The 21989-nt window shown below is 71.3% G+C and carries 17 protein-coding genes; 11 read left to right on the top strand and 6 right to left on the bottom strand.

Annotated elements, in window-relative coordinates; translation table 11 throughout:
* Positions 1-64: 64 nt before the first annotated feature.
* Entirely contained in the window at positions 65-901 is an 837-nt protein-coding gene (locus WMF12_RS27255; protein ID WP_437850156.1) for a hypothetical protein, read from the bottom strand.
* Positions 902-1023: 122 nt separating this feature from the next.
* On the opposite strand from WMF12_RS27255, the gene WMF12_RS27250 reads away from it, so the two are divergent.
* On the top strand, positions 1024-3789 hold the full coding sequence (locus WMF12_RS27250; protein WP_437850155.1) for a pentapeptide repeat-containing protein: 2766 nt from the start codon (positions 1024-1026) through the stop codon (positions 3787-3789).
* Here the strand turns inward: WMF12_RS27250 and WMF12_RS27245 are convergent.
* Positions 3756-4814: a GDSL-type esterase/lipase family protein gene (locus WMF12_RS27245; RefSeq protein ID WP_437850154.1), complete on the bottom strand. Its 1059-nt coding sequence runs from the start codon at positions 4812-4814 to the stop codon at positions 3756-3758. The genes WMF12_RS27250 and WMF12_RS27245 overlap by 34 nt on opposite strands.
* 950 nt (positions 4815-5764) lie before the next feature.
* On the opposite strand from WMF12_RS27245, the gene WMF12_RS27240 reads away from it, so the two are divergent.
* The 4 genes from WMF12_RS27240 to WMF12_RS27225 are packed head-to-tail and all read left to right on the top strand — an operon-like array spanning position 5765 to position 9691.
* Positions 5765-6496: a sensor histidine kinase gene (locus WMF12_RS27240; protein ID WP_437850153.1), complete on the top strand. Its 732-nt coding sequence runs from the start codon at positions 5765-5767 to the stop codon at positions 6494-6496.
* Positions 6493-7392 (top strand): hypothetical protein, encoded by a 900-nt coding sequence (locus tag WMF12_RS27235; protein ID WP_437850152.1) that lies wholly within the window; start codon positions 6493-6495, stop codon positions 7390-7392. Before WMF12_RS27240 ends, WMF12_RS27235 begins: the two co-directional genes overlap by 4 nt.
* Positions 7389-8924 carry a sensor histidine kinase gene (locus tag WMF12_RS27230; RefSeq protein WP_437850151.1) on the top strand — a complete coding sequence of 512 codons (1536 nt, stop codon included), beginning with the start codon at positions 7389-7391 and terminating at the stop codon, positions 8922-8924. Before WMF12_RS27235 ends, WMF12_RS27230 begins: the two co-directional genes overlap by 4 nt.
* Before the next feature lie 14 nt (positions 8925-8938).
* On the top strand, positions 8939-9691 hold the full coding sequence (locus WMF12_RS27225) for a response regulator (RefSeq protein ID WP_437850150.1): 753 nt from the start codon (positions 8939-8941) through the stop codon (positions 9689-9691).
* A gap of 24 nt (positions 9692-9715) precedes the next feature.
* On the opposite strand, the gene WMF12_RS27220 is transcribed toward WMF12_RS27225, so the two are convergent.
* The 3 genes from WMF12_RS27220 to WMF12_RS27210 form a co-directional block, all read right to left on the bottom strand.
* Positions 9716-12415, bottom strand: a complete 2700-nt coding sequence (locus WMF12_RS27220) for a protein kinase domain-containing protein (protein ID WP_437850149.1) — start codon at positions 12413-12415, stop codon at positions 9716-9718.
* Between the two features lie 219 nt (positions 12416-12634).
* Positions 12635-13321, bottom strand: a complete 687-nt coding sequence (locus WMF12_RS27215) for a GNAT family N-acetyltransferase (protein ID WP_437850148.1) — start codon at positions 13319-13321, stop codon at positions 12635-12637.
* Between the two features lie 110 nt (positions 13322-13431).
* Complete coding sequence (locus tag WMF12_RS27210) at positions 13432-13968, bottom strand: GNAT family N-acetyltransferase (protein ID WP_437850147.1); 537 nt, start codon at positions 13966-13968, stop codon at positions 13432-13434.
* Between the two features lie 240 nt (positions 13969-14208).
* Between WMF12_RS27210 and WMF12_RS27205 the strand changes: the two genes are divergently transcribed.
* Positions 14209-14649 (top strand): hypothetical protein, encoded by a 441-nt coding sequence (locus tag WMF12_RS27205; RefSeq protein WP_437850146.1) that lies wholly within the window; start codon positions 14209-14211, stop codon positions 14647-14649.
* A gap of 56 nt (positions 14650-14705) precedes the next feature.
* Positions 14706-15317: an antibiotic biosynthesis monooxygenase family protein gene (locus WMF12_RS27200; RefSeq protein WP_437850145.1), complete on the top strand. Its 612-nt coding sequence runs from the start codon at positions 14706-14708 to the stop codon at positions 15315-15317.
* Between the two features lie 84 nt (positions 15318-15401).
* On the opposite strand, the gene WMF12_RS27195 is transcribed toward WMF12_RS27200, so the two are convergent.
* Entirely contained in the window at positions 15402-16262 is an 861-nt protein-coding gene (locus WMF12_RS27195) for a PAS domain-containing protein (protein ID WP_437850144.1), read from the bottom strand.
* Between the two features lie 832 nt (positions 16263-17094).
* On the opposite strand from WMF12_RS27195, the gene WMF12_RS27190 reads away from it, so the two are divergent.
* Genes WMF12_RS27190 through WMF12_RS27175 form a run of 4 tightly spaced genes read left to right on the top strand, consistent with a single transcriptional unit; the run spans position 17095 to position 21882 of the window.
* Positions 17095-18336 (top strand): enolase C-terminal domain-like protein, encoded by a 1242-nt coding sequence (locus tag WMF12_RS27190; RefSeq protein WP_437850143.1) that lies wholly within the window; start codon positions 17095-17097, stop codon positions 18334-18336.
* Entirely contained in the window at positions 18333-19451 is a 1119-nt protein-coding gene (locus WMF12_RS27185; protein ID WP_437850142.1) for a hypothetical protein, read from the top strand. The genes WMF12_RS27190 and WMF12_RS27185 overlap by 4 nt, the downstream gene beginning before the upstream one ends.
* The gene (locus WMF12_RS27180) at positions 19448-20221 is read left to right on the top strand and encodes an SDR family NAD(P)-dependent oxidoreductase (RefSeq protein ID WP_437850141.1); all 774 of its coding nucleotides are present in this window, start codon (positions 19448-19450) and stop codon (positions 20219-20221) included. The genes WMF12_RS27185 and WMF12_RS27180 overlap by 4 nt, the downstream gene beginning before the upstream one ends.
* On the top strand, positions 20218-21882 hold the full coding sequence (locus WMF12_RS27175) for an MFS transporter (protein ID WP_437850140.1): 1665 nt from the start codon (positions 20218-20220) through the stop codon (positions 21880-21882). Before WMF12_RS27180 ends, WMF12_RS27175 begins: the two co-directional genes overlap by 4 nt.
* The last annotated feature ends 107 nt before the right edge of the window (positions 21883-21989 follow it).

Here is a 21989-nt window from a genome sequence, read left to right as displayed (position 1 = left end):
CGGATCGCAAGAGCTCTCGCACCTGACGCATGAAGAGCGCGCCCCCGGCGCAAGCGCGGGCGGGTCAGTACGTGAGCGAGGGCGTCGTGCAGCCCAGGCCGAAGGCGCCGATGGCTCCGCCCTCGACGACGGTCTGAACGAGGTTCGCGACCTGGTCTGCACCGCAGAAGGTGTCCGGGAACTCGCTGCCGCCGTCGCCGCCCACGCCGTCCGGCCACGTCACGGGGCCGAGCTCGACGCGGAGATCGCCGGGAGGTCCCGTCACGAGGAGCGGCGCACAAGCGATGAAGAGGAGATCGAGGTACCTGCCAGACCAACCGCTGAAGCCCACCACCACCTCGTTCTCCGGGCACACCATCTCCCAGGACTCGGTGCCCTCGCTGCCCTGGAAAGGGGTCACGTCGCCGGGCATCGTGGTGATGGTGTACGGGCCGTCTCCCGTGAGCTCCAGGTGGCCGCACTGCGCCTGGATCTTGGCATGGATGAGCGACTCCCCCAGCGGTCCCAGGGACCCTCGAAACCCGAGGAGCACCTGGCTCTCCGGGCACCGGTCCATGGCAGGGGTGGCCGTACCGGGGCTGCCGCGCAGCTCGGTATAGGTCTGCTCCACGACGTCGACGCCTGTCGGCGCCGGGCACGGCTCCCCGTCGCACTCGCCGCCGCCGCCGCCCGCGCCGCCCACCTCACCGCCGCCGCCCGCCTCACCGCCGCCGCCGCCCGCGCCGCCCGCCTCACCGCCGCCGCCGCCCGGCCCGCCACCCCCATCGCCAGGCGGGGCGCCGCCTCCTCCGCTCGCGCCCACGCCGTCGAAGGTCAGGCTGCCGATACCCGAGATCGCATTGCATCCGGCGAGGACAAGACCGGAGATCAGCGCGGAGAGGCCGAGCAGATGGCGCGTCACCGAGATCAAGTACTCGATCCGCGGCCGGACCGGTAGCTGGTCGCCCGAGCGCCGCTTCGTCCTCGATCGCGGTGGGCTCGGCCGCGACATCAACGCCTGTCGAGCCCCGATGGTCGCCCCATGTGCGCGCGCCGGCTCGCACGTCCGAGAATGACGACCGATGGAGCGCTGAAAGGCAACGGATCCGAATAAGGTTCGGTTCGATGAACCGACAGGTCTTCGGGGCCACCCGCTTCAACGCGCCCGGCAGCTTCACTGGTCTCGATTTTTCTCCGGACTCCAGAACGCTCGTGGCTCTCGTGACCGGCGAGAAGCGCACGAAGGTGCATCGCTTCGCCATCGACGACGGTCGTGCGCTCGACGAGCAGACAGTGACCGGTCGCTTCACTGGCGTCTTCGCGTTGCCTGACGGCGACCTTCTCCTGTGGGCGCGTGGATCCATCGCGCGCCTCGGCCAGGACGGCGAGCTCTCGTGGAAGCTCGGAGAGAAGGCGACGAGGAAGTTCGCGTTCGCGACCGTGAGCGCCGACGGTGCGATCGTCGCGACCTACGGCGGAGACTCCGTCGCCAACGTCCTCGACGCGCGTACCGGCAAACGACTTCACGACCTGAGCGAGCCCGCAGGCGAGATCTTCGCGTTCGCCTTCTCACCCGACGGAGCGACGTTCGCGACCGGCGGACAGAAGGGCATCGTCCGCGTCTTCGATCGCAAGTCGAAGAAGGAGCTCGCCCAACGAAAGAGCTCCAAGATCCTCGTACTCGCGTTCTCACCCGAGGGCAGCGTGCTCGCCGGCGGCCACGGACAAGGCGACGTCCACCTCTGGGACGGCGCATCGCTCGAGCCCGTGCGACTCCTGGGCTCCCATCGCTTCCAGGAAGATGATGGCTCGGGCGAGCAGGACGGGGGCCCGGCCGGTTGTCGCTGGCTCGCGTTCCTGGCCGACGGCGAGACGGTGGTCTCGCAAGGCAACGATCGCTACTTTCGCTGGTGGAAACGCAGCGGCGCGGAGGTCCGTCGCGTCCGCACGCCTCGCCACCACGCGTACGGCCAGGGCCCCGCGATGGCGCTCTCGCGCGACGGGAAGTGGCTCGCCGCAGGCTCGACGGCGTCTGGCATCGGCATCTGGACCTCGGACGGTGAGCCGGCTTCGAGCGAGCTCGGGATTAACGCGCCACACGCGATCGCGCTGAGCCGCGAGCGCGTCGTCGTCGCCGGCTCGTCGGGGATCTGGTCTTGGCGAAGGACCGACGGCACGGTCAGCGAGCGGCGCGCGAGCGGCCCAGCGGCGCTCGCGAACCTCCCGCAGGGAGAGCTGCTCCTCGTCGAGCGCGAAAACGCCGTCGTGGTGCGCGAGATCACCGACGAGGGCAAGGCGATCTTCGCGAACGACGCGATCTCTCCCCAGGGCGTGGCGGCGGTCTCGCGCGACGGAAAGACGGTGATGCTCCCCGTCGCGTCGAACGTCGAGCTCTGGGACCGTGCGCGCGGCGTCCGCACCGCGACGCTCTCGCACGACGCCAAGGTGTCGGCCTGCACGTTCGGGTCCGACGACACCTGGGCCGTCTCGGTGTCCGACGCGGTCCGAGTCTGGCGGCTCGACGATCCGGAGACACCCGTCCATGCGATCGAGCTGGAGAGCGGTGCGCCCGAGCGCTGCGGCGGCGTCGCCGTCTCGCGCGTCGGATGGATCGCCGTCAGCATCGATCGTGACATCAGCAATCATTCGTCGGACAGCGCGCTCGTCTTCATCGATCCGCGTTCGGGTGAGGTGACAGCTACCCTCTCCCATCCAGACAAGCGCCTCGGGCAGGTCGCGTTCGTCGACGATGCCCGCGCGGTCGTCGTCGACTCCGCGGGCCGTACGAGGACGGCCGACGCCGAGGAGGGCCAATGGCTCGACGAGCCCGAGGCTCCGGAGGACATCGAGTTCCACGGCTTCGAGATCCTCCCGCTCACCGCCTCCGAGGACGGAACCGAGATCGCGTACATCGACGGGCACGGCAACCTCGCCATCCGCGCGATCGAAGGCACGAAGAAGCGCGTCACTCCCTTCGAGCTCGGCTTCACCCCGCTGGCGGAGAAGAAGCCGCAAGGCATGTTCGAGGAGCGCCTCGCCGGGAGTTGCATTCTCTACGCAGGCAGATTCCAGAGCTCGGCGATGGATGTGCGCACGTCGCGCGAGTTCCGCGAAGACATGCTGATCGAGCTGGGCGGCGCGGTCGCGAAGAAGGCGAAGGACGCGACGCACTTCGTCGGCGCGCGTATTCCGTACGTGAAGCACGTCCCGTCGAAGGCGGAGACCGAGATCGACGCGCGCATCGCCAAGGGCGACAAAGTCATCAAGCTGAGCGAGAAGAAGCTCATCGAGATGCTGCTTCCTACGTTCGAAGAGTCGCGCGCGATGCTGCGAGGTGAGGTCAAAGACGGCATCGAGCGTTGGAACCGCTGGCGGTCGCGCTGGCGCACGTCGAGCGGCGGGTTCGTGCAGCTCTCGGGCATCGATCTCACGGGAGCCGACCTGCGCAAGGCAGACCTCATGGTGATCCCGTTCGAAGAGGCGAAGTTCGCTAGCGCGCGCCTCGAGGGGGTCGATCTCTACGACTGCGTCTTCCGCCGCGCCGACCTCCGCGGGGCGGATCTCGAAGGCGCTCGCTGCGGCCGCGTCGTCTTCTCGAACGCCGACCTCCGCGAAGCGAAGTTGGCCGGCGCCGAGTTCACCGGCGCCGAGTTCGACGGCGCCGACCTCCGCGGCGCCGACCTCCGCGACGCAGACCTGCAGTACGCGAAGCTCACTGGCGCCAAGCTCGACGGCGCCAAGTTCGACGGCGCCAAGCTCCCGCGCGCCGGCGCGGATCACTCGAGGTACGCGGCCAGGCCGAGCTTCTGATCGCGGACGGCGCCGGCCATGACCTTCGCGATCTGCTCCGCGCCGGAGCGCGAGAAGTGCGTGTGATCATCGCAGAAGAACTCGCCGACGGGGCCGCTGGTCGTCGCGCTCACGTCGCCCCCGGGGACCGGGCAGAAGCCCAGGGCGTCGTAGAGCGCTACGCTGAGCTCGTGCAGGTCGATGACCGGCGCGCCGTACTCCTCGCCCGCCTCGTGGGTCGCGGTCACGTAGCCGCCGCGCGTCCCCCGGGCCGTGCTCCCGCTGCAGGAGATCGCGCTCACGGGGGTCACGAACACGGGCTGGGCGCCTCGCTCCTCGGCGGCGCGGGCCATCATCCCGTAGCTCGACTTGAAGGCGTCGAGCCCCACGTGCCGATCGCACGTGCGCGAGCCGTCGTTGATGCCGAACTGGATGAACAGATAATCGCCCCGCTTCATGCCGTCGAGCATCTGGACCCACCTGGCCTGCAGCACGGGCTCGCCGCTCGAGTCGCGCGCGAGCTCGCACTCCCCCGCGCTATCCATGGTGGTCTGCACGTTGTAGAGCCACGTGCGCACGCTGCGGCCGCCGACGGCGCTGTTCACCACGGTGACCCGGTCGTCGAAGAGCGCCGCGAACTGGCCGCCCCAGCCCGCCGGGCAGGGGGTCTGCCCGTTGGCGACCGTCGAGTCCCCCGCGATCCAGATCGTGATGTCCGGCAGCGGCCCCGCGCCGCCCGCGCCGCCGCTGCCGCTCGGCCCACCTGAAGAACCCGCCGAGCCTCCCGAGCCGGCGGGCGCGTCGCCCCCAGCCCCCGCGCCGCCCGTGGAGCCGGCCGAGATCGCGGTGCTGCCCGCGCTCGCGCTCGAGCTGCTCCCTTCCGGCTGGGAGCTCCCGCCCGCGCCGCCCGTCCCCCCGCCTCCGCCGGCGCCGCCCGCGGCCGTCTCCGGATCAGGGGAGCAGGCGGCGGTGAGCAGCGCGAGACAGGACACCCGGGCAAGCATCCGGCCGCGCGCGCGCGCGGCCGATCGAACGTTCCAGTCCATGAACATGCCTTTCCTCCAGTGACGACACGAGCATCAGCCCATCCACGCCGGATGGCGCTGGCCCTTCGCCTCCCGGTCCCGCAGGCCGCCAGGGCACGCTCGGTCGAGGTGCCGGGCCGGCGGCACGACGAGCGCGCACCGCTGCGGGCGCAGGGCGCGCCGCGAGCGGCAAGGCAACGCCGGCGAGGCGAGCGGCGGGGGTGACGGGGGGCGAGCACGGCTCGCGTCACTGTGTCGGGAACGGCTCCCAACCAATCACGGACAGGAGTTTTTTTTCGGATCTGCGTGTCGGGGTGCGCTCCGGAGCACACTCATCGCAAATCTGAAGCAGTGGAGGAATCGAGGCCGGCGCTCGCGCCGGCGCGAGCGCGCCCGCCTGTCCACCCGCCGCGCCGACGCCGCGCTCGTGGAGAGGAGACCCGCGGCGGTTCGTTCACGACACACGGCGATGTCCGGCGACGGATTGGCCAGTTGGCTGTGCGACCAGGGCAATCACGGTGATGCAGGGCAGGGCAGGGCAGCGCAGCGCAAGGAGCATGAGGGCGGAGGGTGGACGGAAATCCGTTGAACGGAAATGTGCTGTGAAGGGCATTATTATGCCGTTGACTGACACAAACTTTGTCACGTATGTTTATCAAGGGTGGCGCTGGTTGAGGGGTGGCGTCGCACCAGACGTGCAGACGTGTAGACGTGTTGTAGACGTGACCGATGGCACGGATCGTCCAGGCGTGCTCTTGTGCGCCCGCGACGCAGCGGCGCGAGACTCGGGCGCGCGATGGCCCCAGGGAGACGGCGCTTGTGTCAGTGTCTTTAAGAACTCATTCCAAGCTCTCCCACGGTCGAGGCGACGGTGGCGTCGGCGCGATGGTGCAGAGAAGGGTTCGAGTGCTCCTCGCTGGCGGCGACGGGCGAGCCGCGCTGCGCGCGAGGGCCGAGGAGCGAGGATCGGCATGAACAGCTGGGATCCCCTGGGTGCGGCGGAGCAGGCCGCGGTCGCGGACGAGATCCTGTCCGTGCTGCGTCACGACCTGCGCAACCGCTTTGCGATCGTCCGGAATGCGTCGTTCTACATCAAGCGGAAGGTCGCGCGTGACGCGGCCTACACGGCGGATCCGAGGATCGAGGAGTTCTTCGGGATCATCGACGAGGAGGTGATCGCGGCGAGCGCGCGGCTCGAGGAGTCGGTCGACGCCGCACGGCTCTTCACCCGCAGGAGCGTGTGCGTGAGCGCGGCGGGCTGCGTGCGCCGCGCGGCGGCGTGCGCGCGCATCGGCGCGTCCGGGGCCCGCATCGTCCTCTCGGCTCAGGACGGCGACGTCGAGGCGGACCCGATCGAGCTCGCCGTCGCGGTGCGGTGCCTGATCGAGAACGCCGTGGAGTCGACGCCGGGGGACGGCGTGGTCACGGTTCGGGGCACCTCGAGCGCCGCGCGGTACTGCATCGAGGTCACGGACGCGGCGGCTGTCCCCTGCGAGGCGGACAGCGAGGCGATCCTGCGGCCGTTCTACACGACCAAGCCGGGTCACTCCGGCCTGGGGCTGAACATCGCGAGGCGGGTCGCCCGTCGCTACAGCGGGTCGCTCGCCGTCGAGCCTCGGGCGCACGGCTCGTCGGTCGTCATCGCGCTGCCGCTCGCCGCCGCGCCGGTGCTCCGCGACGCCGGATCGGAGCCGGCGCCGTGAGCGTGAGCGGTCCGCCCGCAGGGCGCGCGCCGGCGGCCCGGGAGCCAGCGGCCGTGCCCTCCGCGCGGCGGGCGCGCCCCCGGGCCTCGCTGGTCTCGCTCCTGGTCGCGTCGACGGCGGCCGCGCCCGCGGAGCCGGAGCGGACGGAGGCAGAAGACGAGGCGGCGCGGCCGCCGATCGAGGAGCTGTTCCTTGGCGAGACGGCCTTTCCGCAGGAGGCGCTCGAGCTGCAGATCACGAGCGCGCCGAGGTGGGAACGCGACGGGCGCCAGGTCGGCTTCCGCATCCCGCTGCTGCTGGAGCTCGGGATCACCGATCGCCTGCAGCTCGGGGGAGAGCTCCCCCTGGAGCTCGCGCGCCAGGACAGCGGCGTCGTGGCCGGGCTCGGCTCCGTCGAGCTGGAGGCCCTGTACAACCTCGTCAACGAGCGGGGGCTCGGGCTCGCGCTGTCCGCGGGGCTCGGGGCCGGGCTCCCCGCCGGCGCGCGCGAGCTCGGCGCGCCGGGTTACGCGCTGGAGCCGTTCGTGAGCCTCGACAAGGCGATCGGGCGCGTGCACGTGGGCATCTCCGCGTCGGCCGAGATCCGGCTCCCGGCCGCCGGGAGCGACGCCACGGAGCTCAGCCCCGGCGCCTCGCTGGGCTTGATCCTGCCGCTCGGCGACGTGGTGCCGACCATCGAGCTCGCCGCCGAGATCGAAGACACGACGTCGCTGCTCCTCGCGCCCGGCGTGCTCTGGCACCCGGCGCCCGGCCTGGAGCTCGGCGCCGCGCTCGAGCTCGGCCTCGCGGGGGAGACGCCCGACGCCGGGCTCATGCTCCTCGTCACGAGGGAGATCGAGCTCGCGGGCGACGGCGACGACCACGTGAAGCACGCAAGCAGGAGCCGCTCCCCATGAGCATTCGAGCCACACTGGCCGCCATCTTCGGCGTCGCGCTGGCGGCGGTCCTCGTCGCCGGCGGCGCCTTCTACTTCGCCATCGCGGAGATGCTCGTCTTTCAGCGGCGCGCCGAGGCTTCCTACGACGACCTGAAGCTGCACGTCACCCTCGCCAGCAACGCCAGCCGCTACATGAACGAGGCGGTCAAGTCGGTGCTCCACGGCAGCCTCAGCGAGGAGCTCACGAGCGCGGCCGAGGCCACGGTGCGCGATCTCGACGCCATCGAGGCGCGCAAGAGGGCGATGATCGCCGACGAGGAGATCAGGGAGAGCGACGAGGAATCGACGGAGGAGATCGAGCACATCGGCTTCATGCGAACGAGCTTTGCGCGGATCGTCGAAGGCGTGGCGGCCGCGACCCGTGTCGAGCGCGAGCGCACGAACGAGCGGCACGAGATGCTCGTGCAGCTCGCCGACCGCGAGTACAAATCGGAGTTCCTCCCGCACATCAGCGCGGCCGTGCACGACGCGGAGCGCGACGTGGCCAGGATCCTCGACGACGAGCGCCACCTCCGGGCGCGGGTGGCGTTGCTCGGCGCGGTGGCGACCGGCGGCGCGCTGCTCGTCCTCGTCGTGCTGCTCGGGCGGCTCCTCCGCTCGGTGGACCGCGGCTTCAACTCGCTGCTCGACGGCTCCCGGCGGATCGCCCAGGGGGATCTCGGGCTGCGCCTCTCGGTGCTCGATGAGCACGAGTTCGGTCGCATGAGCGCGGCGTTCAACGAGATGGCCTCCAGCCTCCGCGACGCCCAGGAGGCCAGGATGCGCATGGAGAAGCTCGCCGCGGTGGGGCAGCTCGCGGCGAGCGTCGGGCACGACCTGAGGAACCCGCTCGGCGCCGTCCGGAACGCGAACCATTACCTCAAGAAGCGCCTCTCCGGGACCGAGCTCGGCGCGGAGCCCCGCGTGGCGCAGTTCCTCTCGATCATCGAGAAAGAGCTCGCGGCGTGCGCCAAGATCATCAGCAATCTGCTCGACTTCGCGCGTGAGCGGCGGCCGCGCTTCGCGGCGTGCGCGCTGAGGCCCCTCGTGGACGACGCCATCTCGGTCGTCGAGATCCCGCCGCGCGTGCGCGTCGACAACGACGTACCGGACACGCTCCCTGTCGTGGAGATCGACAAGGACCAGTTCCGGCAGGTGCTCGTGAACCTGATCCAGAACGCGGCCGAGGCGATCCCGGCCGAGCGCGAGGGGCGCGTGCGCATCGCCGCGGAGCGGACGGGCGACGGGGTGACGCTCTCGGTCGTCGACGATGGGACGGGCATCTCCGAGGAGACGCTCGCGCGGATCTTCGAGCCGCTGTTCAGCACCAAGCTGAAGGGGACGGGCCTCGGCCTGGCGATCAGCGCCGGGATCGTGGAGCGGCACGGCGGCACGATCGAGGCGACGAGCTCGCTCGGCAACGGCACGACCTTCGTCGTGCGGCTGCCGGTGCGCGAGGAGCCCGAGGCCGCGGAGCCAGCGCTGACGCCGACCGGGACTCAGGGCGTATGACGGGGGGGCAAGCCATGCAGGTGCAGGAGGCCGCGCAGCGGGGCAAGCGGGTGCTCGTGATCGACGACGAGGAGGGCATGCGCATCACGCTCGCCGCCAGCCTCGAGCTCGAGGGCTACGAGGTGGTGGAGGCGAGGGACGGCATCCACGCGCTCGAGCTCGTCCGGCAGCAGGCGTTCACGCTGGTCATCAGCGACATCCGCATGCCCGGGCTCAACGGCGTCGAGACGTTCCGGGAGCTCAAGAGGATCCAGCCGGAGCTCACCGTCGTGCTGATGACCGCGTTCGCGCTCGAGAGGCTCATCGAGGAGGCGATCGCCGAGGGCGTGTACACGGTGATCCACAAGCCGTTCTCGATGGACCACCTCGCGCGCATCGTCGCTCGCGCGGTGGACTCGCCGGCCGTCCTCGTGGTGGACGACATCCCGAAGGTCGCCGACTCGATCGTGGCGGTGCTCCGGGACGCGGGGCTGTCGGCCCACGCCGTCCACGATGGGCGGGCCGCCGTCCAGTACGTCATCGAGCGGGGCATCGACGTCTGCGTGCTCGATCTCGTCATGCCCGATCAGGACGGCGTGACGACGTGCGCGCAGATGCGGGGGCTGAAGAAGCGCGTCACGGTGATCGCCATGACCGGCCACGCGGTCCCGGAGATGGTCAGCGCGATCATGAGCAAGGGCGGGTACGCGTGCCTGCACAAGCCGTTCGACGCGCGCGAGCTCATCCACACGATCGCCCGTGCGCGCGGGGACGCGGCGCACGGATGATGGCGACGTCGCGCTGGCGTCGGCTCAGGTAGCGCTCGGCCAGCTGGCCAGCTCTGCCGCGCGCCGGTACTGCTCCGCGGCGCGCGCGGGGTCGTCGCCCCGCGCGAAGTGCTCGGCGAGCACCATCGGATCCTGCTCGCCGGCCGCGAGCAGCCACTCGCCGGCGAGCCGGTGGCCGAGCGCCCGGTCGCGATCCGTCAGCATCGCGTAGGCCCCCTCCCGCAAGAGCGGGTGGCAGAAGGCGATCTCCTCCTCGCCCGCGAACCGGGAGCTCGGCCGGCGCTCGATGATCTCGCGCTCGACCAGCTCGGCCCACGCGTCGCGCTCGCTCGTCCCCGACGTCCCGGCGCCGAGCAGCGCGCGCACGCCGCCCACCCAGGCGACCTCCCCGAAGACGCTCGCCGCCCGCAGCTGCCGCCGCGCCTCGAGCCCGAGCGCCGCGAGGCGCGCCTCCGCCATGCCCAGCACCGTCTCCGGCAGCGCGCCGCCGCGCCCTTCCGAAAGGGCCCGGATGAGCTCCTCCAGATAGAAGGCGTTGCCTCCGGCCCGGTGGATGAGCGCGGAGATCTCCCCGGGCGCGAGCTGCCTGCCCGCGCCGCCGAGCGCGCTCCGCACGAGCTGCTCGGCCGCGCGGGCGGGCAGCTCGCGCAACCGGAGCTCCGAGAGGCCCCGCTCGGCCCAGAGCCTCGGGAAGGCCGCGTGAACCTCGGGCCGGGCGAAGGCGAGCAGCGCGTACGGCCGGTCGCCGAGCTCCCGCAGCGCCCGGTCGAAGATCCCCATCGAGGGCGCGTCCCCCCAGTGGAGATCCTCGAGCACGACGAGCACGGGGCGCGCGGCCGTCACGGCGCGCGCGTAGTCGATGTACGCGCGCTGGATCCCCTCGGCCATCAGCGCCGGATTGTGCCGCGCGGCCCGCAGCGCCGGCAGGTCCTCGTCGGGGAGGGGGGCGACGCCGAGCAGCTCGCCCAGGAACCCGCCCACCCGTAGCCCTTCCTCGCCCGAGAAGAGCGGCGCGAGGGCCTGCGCGAGCTTCCGTCGCCGCGCGTCGACGGCCTCGCCCGCGGCGATCCCGAGCGCGCCCCGCAGCGACCCGGCGAGCATCGCGAACGCGGCGCCCGTGCCGATGGAGTCGCCGCGGACGACGCTCAGGCTCACGTCGGGGTGGCGCTGGCGCAGCACCTCGACGGCCTCGTGGCGCAGGCGTGATTTGCCCATGCCCGCCGCGGCGGTCACCAGCGCCACCGCGGCGCGCCGCTCGGCGAAGCTCTCGTCGACGAGGTCGAGCAGGTGGCGCAGCTCCCGCTCGCGCCCGACGTGGGGGCTCGGCTTGCCCAGGAGCTTGCGCGGCCCCTCGCCGATCTCGCGCTCCGCCTTGAGCCAGGAGAGCCCGCCCCGCTCCACGACCTCGAAGCGCACGTCGAGCAGCGCGCGCGTCACCGCGTCGATGTGGACCCCCTCGCGCCGGCTCTCCGCGCGGCCGGTCGCGGCGGCCTCGTCGAGCAGGGCGGCCGCCCTGTCCAGCACCTCGCTGAGCGGCGATCGACCCGCCGGCTCGCCCCACCCCGTCACCAGGACGACCGCCGCGCCGGGGAGCTGCGCGCAGATCTCGAGCGCGCAGCGCGCCACGAGCGCCGCCTGGTCGGTCGCGCTGCCCGCGCTCACCACGAGCGTCACCACCATCCCGTCGCCGAGCTCCTCCACCTGCGCGCTCAGCGGCATGGCCGCGCGGCGCACCACGGCGAGCGTGTTCGGCGGTGACGCGTGCAGATCGAGCGACTCTGTCGACTCGAAAAACGAGGCTTGCGCCGGCCGGACCGCCACCATCGAGACCAGGCGCTTCTCGCCCGTGGTGATGACCGCGCCGGGAAGGGGGGCCGAGGACACCTTGCTCCTCGTCCAGGCGCCGAGCGTGTCCAGGGTGCGCGCCACGGCCGCGCCGTCCTCGGGCCGCGCCGAGGGATCCTTGGCCAGCATCTGCGCGACGAGCTCGTCGAGCGCGTGGGGCACGTCGGGCCGCAGCTCCCTCGCCCTCGGCGGCTCCTCCAGGAGCAGCTTCCACACGAGCGCCATCGGGTGTTGCTTGCGGAACGCCGGCTTCCCGGTGAGGCACTCGTAGAGCACGCATCCGAGCGAGAAGATGTCCGCGCGCGCGTCCAGGCTGTCCCGCTCGCCCCGCGCCTGCTCCGGCGCCATGTAGCCCAGCGTGCCCAGCACCGCCTCCGTCCGCGTCAGCCGCTTCGAGGCGTCCGCCAGCTGCGCGATGCCGAAGTCGAGGAGCTTGACCCGATCGAGCGCGCCTTCGACCAGGAAGAGGTTGCTGGGCTTGATGTCGCGGTGCACGATCCCGCGCGCGTGCGCCGCGCCGAGCGCATCTGCCACCGTCCTCACGAGGGCGATCGACTCGTCGATGCGCAGCTCCTGCCGCGCCAGCCGATCCGAGAGGCTCTCGCCGGAGAGCCACTCCATCGCGAGGTACAGCTCCCCCGTCGGCGCCATGCCGTGCGTCGCGTAGCGCACGATGTGGGGGTGCTCCAGCCGGGAGAGCGTCTCTGCCTCGCGGAGAAAGCGCGCCTGCGCGCGCGCGTCCGCCGCCCTGCGCAGCAGCTTGACGGCGACCACCGTCCCGCTCGAGCGATCGAAGGCCCGGTAAACGGTGCCCATGCCTCCGGATCCGGCGATCTCCGCCAGCTCGAAGCGGCCGTCCAGCAGCCTGCCAGGCAGCATGCGCGTGAAGGATGCACTCTCACTGGAGCGTGAGGCAAGGCGGACGAACGGTGCGAATGTGCCGTGGCACCTGCGCGGGGCGCGATGGCGGACTCGGCCGGCGCGGACGCGCGTCGTGCGTGTCGCCCTGATTCCGAGCTCCGCGAGGATCCTGGCCCGATCTCGCTCCCTCGTTCACGACGCAGCCGGCCTGTCGGGAGGCTGGGTTGTCTCGATGCGTTATGTTTTCGGGTCGGCGCCCGATCCGCGCCGGAGCTGCTCCAGCAAGAGCGGCATCGCGCCGGTGCCAGCCGCGAGGAGGCGCTCGTCGAGCGTGGCCAGGCCGCAGCGGAACTCATAGACCCTGAGGTGCGCCTCGTTGTGGAAGTACCTGAGGTTCAGGCTGGCGCCCGTGGCGGCGTCGATATCCATGGCGACGATGCGGAACCCTGCTTTCAGCTTGGCGATGAGCACCGCGTTGTTGCCAGGGGCGTGCTCGCTGACCACGTAGTTGAAGCCGAGCTCTCGCGTGTAGGCGAGGACCCGGCGGAGGAACTCCCGGTACAGGCCGCGCCGGCGGTAGTCGGGGTGAACGGCCGAGTGCCACATGCGGTAGGTCTCTGCGTCCCTCTGGTGGCCCGAGAACATGGCCACGACCGCCTCGCCGTCGCGCACCGCCCAGAAGTCTGCGAGGCGGTGGGCTCCCTCCGACGCCGTGAGGCGGGCGCGGGCGCGCTCGCCCTCCTCGCCGGACAGCGCCCCGAGGTTGAAGAAGACCTCGGGCGGGAAATGGCGGAGCAGCTCGGCTTTGTGCAGCGCCCAGTAGGCCTCGCCGTCGGCGAGGCGCTCGAGCGGGTAGAGGCCTCCGAGCGGCTCGCCGAAGTGCTTCTGTCGAATCGGAACGACCCAGTCCCACGCGGTGCTCATGGATCGAGCCCTATCATGGCGGCTCGCTCCACCCCAAGAAGGCCGTCCGCGGAGGCGCTCAGTCCGTTCAAAGGCCCGATCGCGGCGTGGACCGCGTTGGACAGGAGCCGTTACGAAGCGCTGTCGCCGCGATCGAGGTCGAGCCGCATGGCGCAGCGCTGCGTGGGGTCGAGGCCCTGGCGCGCCTCGTTCTCGAGGATCTCCGCGAGCCGCGGGGACGCCTCGGCCGGCGACAGCTCGCGGAAGCCCATCGAGGCGTAGAACGGCCCGTTCCAGGGGACGGTCCGGAAGGTGGTCAGGGTCATCGCCTTCAGCCTCGCGGCCCGCGCCCACGCGATGACGTGGGCGAGCAGGCGTCGCCCCAGCCCTTGCCCCTGGCGGTCGAGGACGACGTCGAGCTCGCGGATGTGGAGCTCCTCGCCGGCCGTCTCGGCGCCCAGGAACGCGATCGGCTCGCCGGCGCCGTCGTCCATCACCCAGAGCGTCCCGGCCCGGAGCGCGCCGCGCCAGCCCTCCGCCGGCGTCACGTTCGCCAGGGCCTCGACATCGAGGTCCGTCCCCCGGAACGCGTCGCTCGCCGAGCGCTCGATCTCGGGCAGGTGAGGCAGGTCGGACTCGACGGCAGGTCGGATGAACGTTGATGTCATCGGGGCTGCGCAGGCTAGGCAGCCACGGGCGCCCCCGCAACCTCGGGGCGCGACGGGGTTCCGGGGGAGGGCGACCCCGGGGGGCCGTCGGCGCCGCGCGCCGCGGCTGCTCGGGCCGCCGTGCACGGAAGAGCGGCGTCGATTGAACGTTCCGCGAGCGTCCGGGAACTGAGGTCCATCCAGTCACGCCGCGGCGCCCCCACGGAGGGAGGCCCGAGGCGTGCTCGCAAGGAGCCACAGATGACGCTCGTCTCCTCGGCCCGCGCGGCGCGGAGCTCCGCGCCGCGATCCGCCCGGCGCCGGCTCGTGAAGCCGCTCCTCGGCCTCACGGTCTTCGCGGCGCTCTTCGTCGTGCTCGCGTGGCGGCTCGACAGGCCCTCTGTGGCCGCCGGGCCGCTCGACGCGGCGGCCGGGAACCCGCTCGGCCAGCTCTCCCGCGACGCCGCCGACCGGGCGCCCATCGCCGGCCTGGTCGAGGAGCGACTCCCGGCCGGCTCGTACACCTATGTCGCCGTGCGCACCGGCGAGAACCTCACATGGGCTGTCACCCTCGGCGACGCGCCGCCGCCCGGCACCCCGGTGCAGGTGCGGAGCATGGGCCGCAAGGCGAATTTCCACTCACGCCGCCTCGCGAGGACGTTCCCGGACCTCGTCTTCGGGATCGTCTCGCGCGCTGACTGAGCCCCCGACAACGGACAGAGCCTCCGGCAACGGAAAGAGCAGAGAGGACCAGGACCATGACGACACGTGGATTCGACCAGATGCCGAGCGCGACGAACGCGCGATCCTCGGGCGCGCTCGCCGCCGCCGTCATCGCGGCGCTCGGCGCGATCCTGTCGGGGTGCAGCTCCGATTCCGGCGGGAAGACGACCGACGCCCCCCTCCCCGAGTGCACGGGGGGCGTGCTCGAAGCCGATCTGGAGGCAGAGCCGCTGAGCGGGCCCGGCGTCGATCCGGAGACCGGGAAGCTCCGGCCGCCTCCGGAGGGGTCGTCGTACACGGTCAGCGCGACGTACGGGGTCCCACGGCCGGGCGACGCCGTGATGGAGCGATACGTGCCGATCTTCGGGGCGATCCAGGGGCAGCTCGCGTCGCAGCCCGGCCTCCTGGCCCTCCAGCTGGGCCAGTCGCCGTCCTGCGGCTCCGGGCGCACGCTGGCCGTGTGGGCCTCGACCGACGCGATGTACGAGTTCGTCACGAGCCCGGCTCACCTCGCGGGGATCGACGCCGCGGACGAGCTGCTCGAGCCCACCTATGTGGTCACCCACTGGGAGACGGCCGAGACCGATGGCATCACGCTGGCCGACTCGGTCCGTCGCATCCGGGCGCTCGACGCTCCGGCGCCATGAGCCGGCGCGGCGGCGGCCTCGCCCTGCGTGCGCCGGCGACGCCTGCGTCGGCGACGCCCGAGCTGGCGGGGCGTGCCCCCGGGCTCAGCGGGCGGCCGCGCGCTGCGCGCTGAGGCGGCTCATCGCGTAGGCGAGCCCGCTCTGGAGCGTGCCTTGCGTGGTGATCCGGCCGAAGTCGATGCCCAGCCCGACCAGCGTCCTGGCGATCTCCGGGCCGATGCCCACCATCACGCTCCGGCAGCCGAGCAGCTCTGCCGCCTGCACGGCGCGCACCAGGTGGCGCGCCACGGCGGAGTCGATCACCGGCACGCCGGTGATGTCGAGGATCACGAACTCCGCGCGCCGCTGCCCGATGGCCGCGAGCAGGCTCTCCAGCGCCTGGGCCGCGCGCCGATCGCTCATCTCGCCGACCAGCGGGATGAGCAGGATCCCCTCCCAGACCTGGATGACCGGCATGGCCACCCGATCGAGCAGCTCCGCCTGCATCTGGATGATCGCGCGCTGCTCCCGGTTCTCGGCCGCCATCCGCTCGGCCTCCATGTGCCGCTGCTTCAGGTCGGTGATGTCCGTGATGAGCCCGCACAGGCCGACCACCTCCCCCTGAGCGTTCTTCATGGGGAACTTGCGCGTCCAGATCGTGCGCGCCACCCCGTCCGAGCCCGTGGCGCTCTCCTCGTTCTCGTTCGGCTCACCCGAGTTGAAGACGACGTCGTCGTAGCTCCAGAAGACCTCGGCCTGCTCCTTCGGCCAGTAGTCCGGGTCGCTGCGGCCTATCAGATCGTCGTAGCGCTGCCCGATCAACCTGCAGAAGCCCGGGTTGCAGGCGATCCAGCGATGTTGCCGATCTTTGACGAAGATGGGATCCGGGATGGTGTCGATCACGAGCTGGAGCAGCCCGAAGGTCTTCCAGTCCGAGACGTCGATGCAGCGGAGTGTGAACGCCATTCAGCCAAGCCCATCTCCCCCGACCCCGACCAGCCTCCCTTTATCAGCCATCGTGGATGGCCATGCAAGGGCAGAAATGCGGCGGATCACCGCGGAGACCCGGAGACGTGTGCCCCGCTTCAGGGAGCGCCTGAGTGTGCCTCGCCTTGCTAACTACCGCTACATGATGACGCGAGGGTTCGACGGGAGACGCGCGCGAACTCGATTTTATTTCGTCTGCTTGGTCTGCTTGGTCTGCTTGGTCTGCTTGGTCTGCTTCGTCTGCTTCTGCGCTCGTCGCGCGGCCGAGGGGCGACCCTGCCGGCGTCCTCTCGCGGGGTCTCCTCGCCGGCAGCAAGCCGGAGGGGGCGGCGACCTCCGCGCCCACCTCCCCCGCTTCACCGGCGAGAACCGAGAGAAGCACGAGGATGCCGTGGTCGCCCTCCGGCGGTTCGCGGAGGAGCGCGACATGACGGCCGGGCAGCTCGCGATCGCGTCGGCGGTGAACCCCCCGGCGAGGCTCAGGCGTGACAGCGCGGTGCGGCAGCGACCTCGGCGCGCGCTCCCAGAGGTCCCCCCTGCCGTCGTCCCGACGAGATCGAGCTCTCCGTCCAGATTCGACCGCGAGGCGTGATCAGTCCGGCACGGTCCGGGAATTCATCGGGGCCGTTCGGCAAGGCTCTTTCCAAATGGAGCCTCTACAGATAAAACTCGCCACCTCGCCGATTCATTCCCCGCGCTCTGCGAAAGGAAAGATCGAGCGATGGCGCCCCGAGGGCAGGTGTCACTGCCCGGTGGGATGCCTTTGTCGAGGCTCATTGGACCGCTGGGGGCCCCTGGAGTCCCGTCCTGCATGAAAATCGTCGATATCCGCGCCACCACCGTCACCGTGCCGCTGGAGGCGCCCCTGCGTCACGCCAACGGCTGTCACTGGGGTCGCTTCGTGCGCACGATCGTCGAGATCGAGGCGGATAACGGGCTGATCGGCCTCGGTGAGATGGGCGGCGGCGGCGAGTCGGCCGAGGCCGTGTTCCGGGCGATGAAGGGCTACCTCGTCGGCCACGATCCCGCCCGCCTCGAGGAGATGCGGTTCAAGATCGCGAACCCGACGGCCTCTCTTTATAACAACCGCACCCAGGTCCTCGCCGCGCTGGAGTTCGCGTGCCTCGACCTGCTCGGACAGGCCTTCGGCGTGCCGGTCCACGATCTCCTCGGCGGCAAGCTGCAGGACGAGGTGCCGTTCGCGTCCTACCTCTTCTTCCGCTACCCGAACGCCGATGGGTCAGGCGAGGTGCGGACGCCAACGCAGCTCGTCGAGCAGGCGAAGGCGCTGAAGAAGACGTACGGGTTCACCTCGCACAAGCTCAAGGGCGGCGTGTTCCACCCGGACTACGAGCTCGAGTGTTACCGCGCGGTCGCCGCCGCCGTGGGCGAGGATCGCGTCCGCTTCGATCCGAACGCGGTCTGGTCGACGGAGCAGGGAATCCGCTTCGGGCAGGCGATCGAGGACCTGAACAACGACTACCTCGAGGACCCCGTCTTCGGCCTCCACGCGATGCGGCGCACCCGCGAGAAGGTGCGGATGCCGCTCGCGACGAACACCGTGGTCGTGGGCTTCGAGCAGCTCGCCGCGAACGTCCTCGACACGGCGGTGGACGTCATCCTGCTCGACACGACGTTCTGGGGCGGCATCCGGCCGTGCGTGAAGGCGGCGGGGATCTGCGAGACGTTCGGCCTCGGCGTCGCCGTCCACTCCTCGGGCGAGCTCGGCGTGCAGCTCGCGACGATGCTGCACCTCGGCGCCGTCATCCCGAACCTCTCGTTCGCCGCCGACGCGCACTATCACCACCTGCGCGACGACGTGATCCAGGGAGGCCCGCTCCCGTACCGGAATGGCCGCATCCGCGTCCCCGCCGGTCCCGGCCTGGGCGTCCGCCTCGATCGCGAGAAGCTCGCTCACTACGCCGAGGAGTACCGCCGGCTGGGCTCCTATCCGTACGACAAGGACCCGCTGCGGCCGGCCTGGTGCGCGACCGTGCCGAACGACCGCTGGGCCGATCCGAAGGACGACCGAACCCCCGAGGTGCCGAGATGACCCTCGCCGAGCGCGTGGCCGCGGCCGTCAACGCCGCGCCCATCATCGATCTTCACACCCACCTCTTCGCGCCCCAGTTCCCCGCGCTGAACCTCTGGGGCGTCGACGAGCTCCTCACGTACCATTACCTCGTCGCCGAGACCCTGCGCGCCGAGCCGAAGGTCACGCCCGAGGCGTTCTTCGCGCTCGACAAGAAGGCGCAGGCCGATCTCGTGTGGGCGTCGCTCTTCGTCCGCCGATCGCCGCTGTCCGAGGCCACCGCGGGCGTCGCGACGGTGCTCGCCGCGTTCGGGCTCGACCCCGCCGCGCCGGATCTGCGCGAGGCCCGCGCCTTCTTTGCCGAGCGCCGGGTCGAGGATCACCTGGAGGACGTGCTGCGGCTCTCGGGCGTGAGCGCGCTCGCGATGACGAACGATCCGACCGACCCGGTGGAGCGCGCGATCTGGGACTCGGGCGCCACGCCCGATCCGCGGTTTTACACCGCGCTGCGCCTCGATCGGCTCATCCACGCGGACGATCTCGCGCCCGCGCTCGAGCGGTGGATCGCCCGCATGCGGCCGCGCTACCTGGCGATCTCGGTCAACGAGGTCTCGGCGCCGCCCCGGGCCGTGCTGGACGCGTGCCGCGATCACGGGCTGCCGTTCGCCATGATGATCGGCGTCCGGCGCGCGGTGAACCCCCGCCTCGGCGTGGCCGGCGACGGGGTGAGCACGGTCGACCTGACCCCGCTCGAGCGGCTCGCCGAGGAGAACCCCGACGTGCGCTTCCTCGTCACGACGCTCGCGCGCGAGAACACGCACCCCCTCTGCGTCGTGGCGCGCAAGTTCGCCAACGTCCTGCCGTTCGGCTGCTGGTGGTTCATGAACAACCCGAGCCTCATCGAGGAGACGACGATGATGCGCCTGGAGATGCTCGGGCCGACCTTCGTGCCGCAGCACTCCGACGCGCGCGTCCTCGATCAGCTGATCTACAAGTGGCGCCACTCGCGGCGGTCGATCGCTTCAGCGCTGGCCCGGCGCTACGGGGCGATGCCCGTCCCGCCGACCGACGCGCAGATCGAGCGCGACGCGCGGGCGCTCCTCGGGGGCATCGCGAAGGACTGGCTGGGAGCATGACGAACCGTTTCGACATCTCGGGCCGCACGGCCGTCGTGGTCGGTGGCACCTCCGGTATCGGGCGCGCGATCGCCCTCGGCCTCGCCGAGGCGGGCGCCCACACCGTCGCCACGGGCACCCGCGCGGACCGCGTGCAGGCGGTCGCCGCCGAGATCCGCGAGCGGGGCGTCCGCTCGATCGAGGCGGCGTGCGACGTCAGCGATCGCGCGACGCTCGACGCCCTGCGCGACCGCGTGATCGAGGCGTTCGGCGGCGTCGACATCCTCGTCAACTGCGCCGGTCGGACCTTCCGGAAGCCCACCGCCGAGGTCGGAGAGGCCGAGTGGGGCAGCCTGCTCGACACGAATGTCACCGGCATGCTGCGCGCCTGCCAGGCCTTCCATGGCCCGTTGAAGGACAGCGGCCGGGGCCGCATCGTCAACATCGCCTCGCTGTCGAGCTTCGTCGCGTTCCACGAGGTCGCGGCCTACGGGGCGTCGAAGGCGGCGGTGCTGGCGCTCACCCGGAGCCTCGGCGCCGAGTGGGCGAAGCACGGTATCCGGACGAACGCGCTCGTGCCGGGCGTGTTCGTGACGGACCTCAACCGCGCCCTCCTCAACGGCACAGGGCGCGGGCAGGAGCTGCTCGCTCGCACGCCCCTCGGCCGCTTCGGCGACACGCAGGAGCTGGTCGGCGCGGCCATCTTTCTCTGCTCTGACGCGGTGAGCTTCATCACCGGTACGAGCATCACAGTCGACGGTGGATTCCTCGCCTCCGGGGTGAACCAATGACCGCAGCGTCTCCCGTGGCCCCGGCGACCGCCGGCGTCATGTCCCGCACTCGCTGGACCATCTGCGCGCTCCTCTTCTTCGCGACGACGATCAACTACCTCGATCGGCAGCTGTTCTCCCTGCTGATACCGTTCTTCGAGAACGAGCTGAAGCTCGGGCCGACGGACCTCGCGCTCATCAACGTGAGCTTCCTGCTCTCCTACGGCTTCGGCATGGTGTTCGTCGGTCGCTGGATCGACCGCGTAGGGCCGCGCAAGGGGCTCAGCGCGACGTTCCTGCTCTGGAACATCGCCTCGGCCGGCCACGCCATCGTCGGCAGCTTCGCCGGCTTCGCCGGTATCCGCTTCCTGCTCGGGGTCGGCGAGGCCGGCAACTTCCCGGCCGCCGTCCGCACCGTGGCCGAGTGGTTCCCCAAGAAGGAGAGGGCGCTCGCGACCGGGCTGTTCAACTGCGGCTCCAACGTCGGCGCCATCCTGGCCCCGCTCCTGGCGGTGCGCATCGCGGAGGCGTACGGATGGCGGACCTGCTTCCTCATCCTGGGCGGCGTCGGCGTCGTGTGGATCTTCTTCTGGACGCGCCTCTACCGGCGGCCCGAGGAGCACCCGAAGGTATCGCCCGAGGAGCTCGCGCACATCCGCTCCGACGCGAAGGAGGCGACAGAGTCCCTCGGCGTCGGCGAGGTGTTCGGGATGCGGCCCGTCTACGCGGTCGCGGCGGCGAAGTTCTTCACCGACGCGCCGTGGTGGTTCTACCTCACCTGGCTGCCGAAGTTCCTTGTCAGCGAGTTCAACCTGAAGCCGACCTTCATGGCCTACGCCATCCCCGTCGTGTTCCTCGTGGCGGACGGCGGCGCGATCGGCGGCGGCTGGTTGTCCTCCAGGCTCATCGCGAGCGGCCGCTCGGTCGGCACGGCGCGGAAGCTCGCGATGCTCGCGTGTGCGCTCTCCGCGGTGCCCGTCATGTCCGTCGGGCTCCTCGTCGATGTCCCGAGCGTCGCGGGCATCCCCACGATCTACGTCGCGGTCGCGATCCTGTCGCTCGCCGCGGCAGCGCACCAGGGCTGGAGCAGCAACCTCTACACGCTCGTCTCGGATGCCCTCCCGCGCCCGGCGATGGCCACGGTGGTCGGCGTCATGACCGCGTTCGGCGTCGTCGGCGGGGCGCTCTTCCAGATCTTCGTCGGCTGGGCGCTCACGGCCACGGGCTCGTACGTCCTGCCGTTCCTGCTCGCGGGGACGCTGTACCTCGTCGGCCTGCTCGCGCTGCACGTCATCCTGCCGCGCGTCGAGCCGGTCGCGCCGAAGCGGCGCGTGCCGAGCGCGGCGGTCGTCGCCGGCGGCCTGGTGATGCTCGCCAGCATCGCGGGGCTGCAATTCGCCCTCAACCGTCCTGCGTACACCTCTGTCGACCAGTACCGGGCGACGCGGCCGGCACAGCTGAAAGCGACGGGCGCGCCGGTCGAGGGCCCCGCCGCCCACGTGGGCTGGATGGACGCGCGCTGGTACCTCTGGCCGACGGCCGCGGGGACCAAGGCGGAGCTCGTCAAGTTCGACCGCGATGGGCGACCCATCGTCGAGGGGAAGGGCGCCGCCGCCAAGGGCTACACAGGCCCGTCCGCCGCAGAGGTCGAGTCGTCCCGCGCGCCAGGAGGCGATCGGTAATCACCGCCATCGGCCCGCCTCATCGCGATCTCCGCGATGGCGGCGGCCCCTTGAACCCTGCTTGTCCACCAGCTCTTCCGCCACGCGGCCTGCACCACTGCAAGGTA

The organism is Sorangium sp. So ce363 (assembly GCF_051520435.1).
In the GTDB taxonomy this organism is placed as follows: Bacteria; Myxococcota_A; Polyangia; order Polyangiales; family Polyangiaceae; genus Sorangium; species Sorangium cellulosum_B.
The sequence above is the reverse complement of the archived record's forward strand: the minus strand, read 5'-3'. Positions and strand labels throughout refer to the sequence as shown.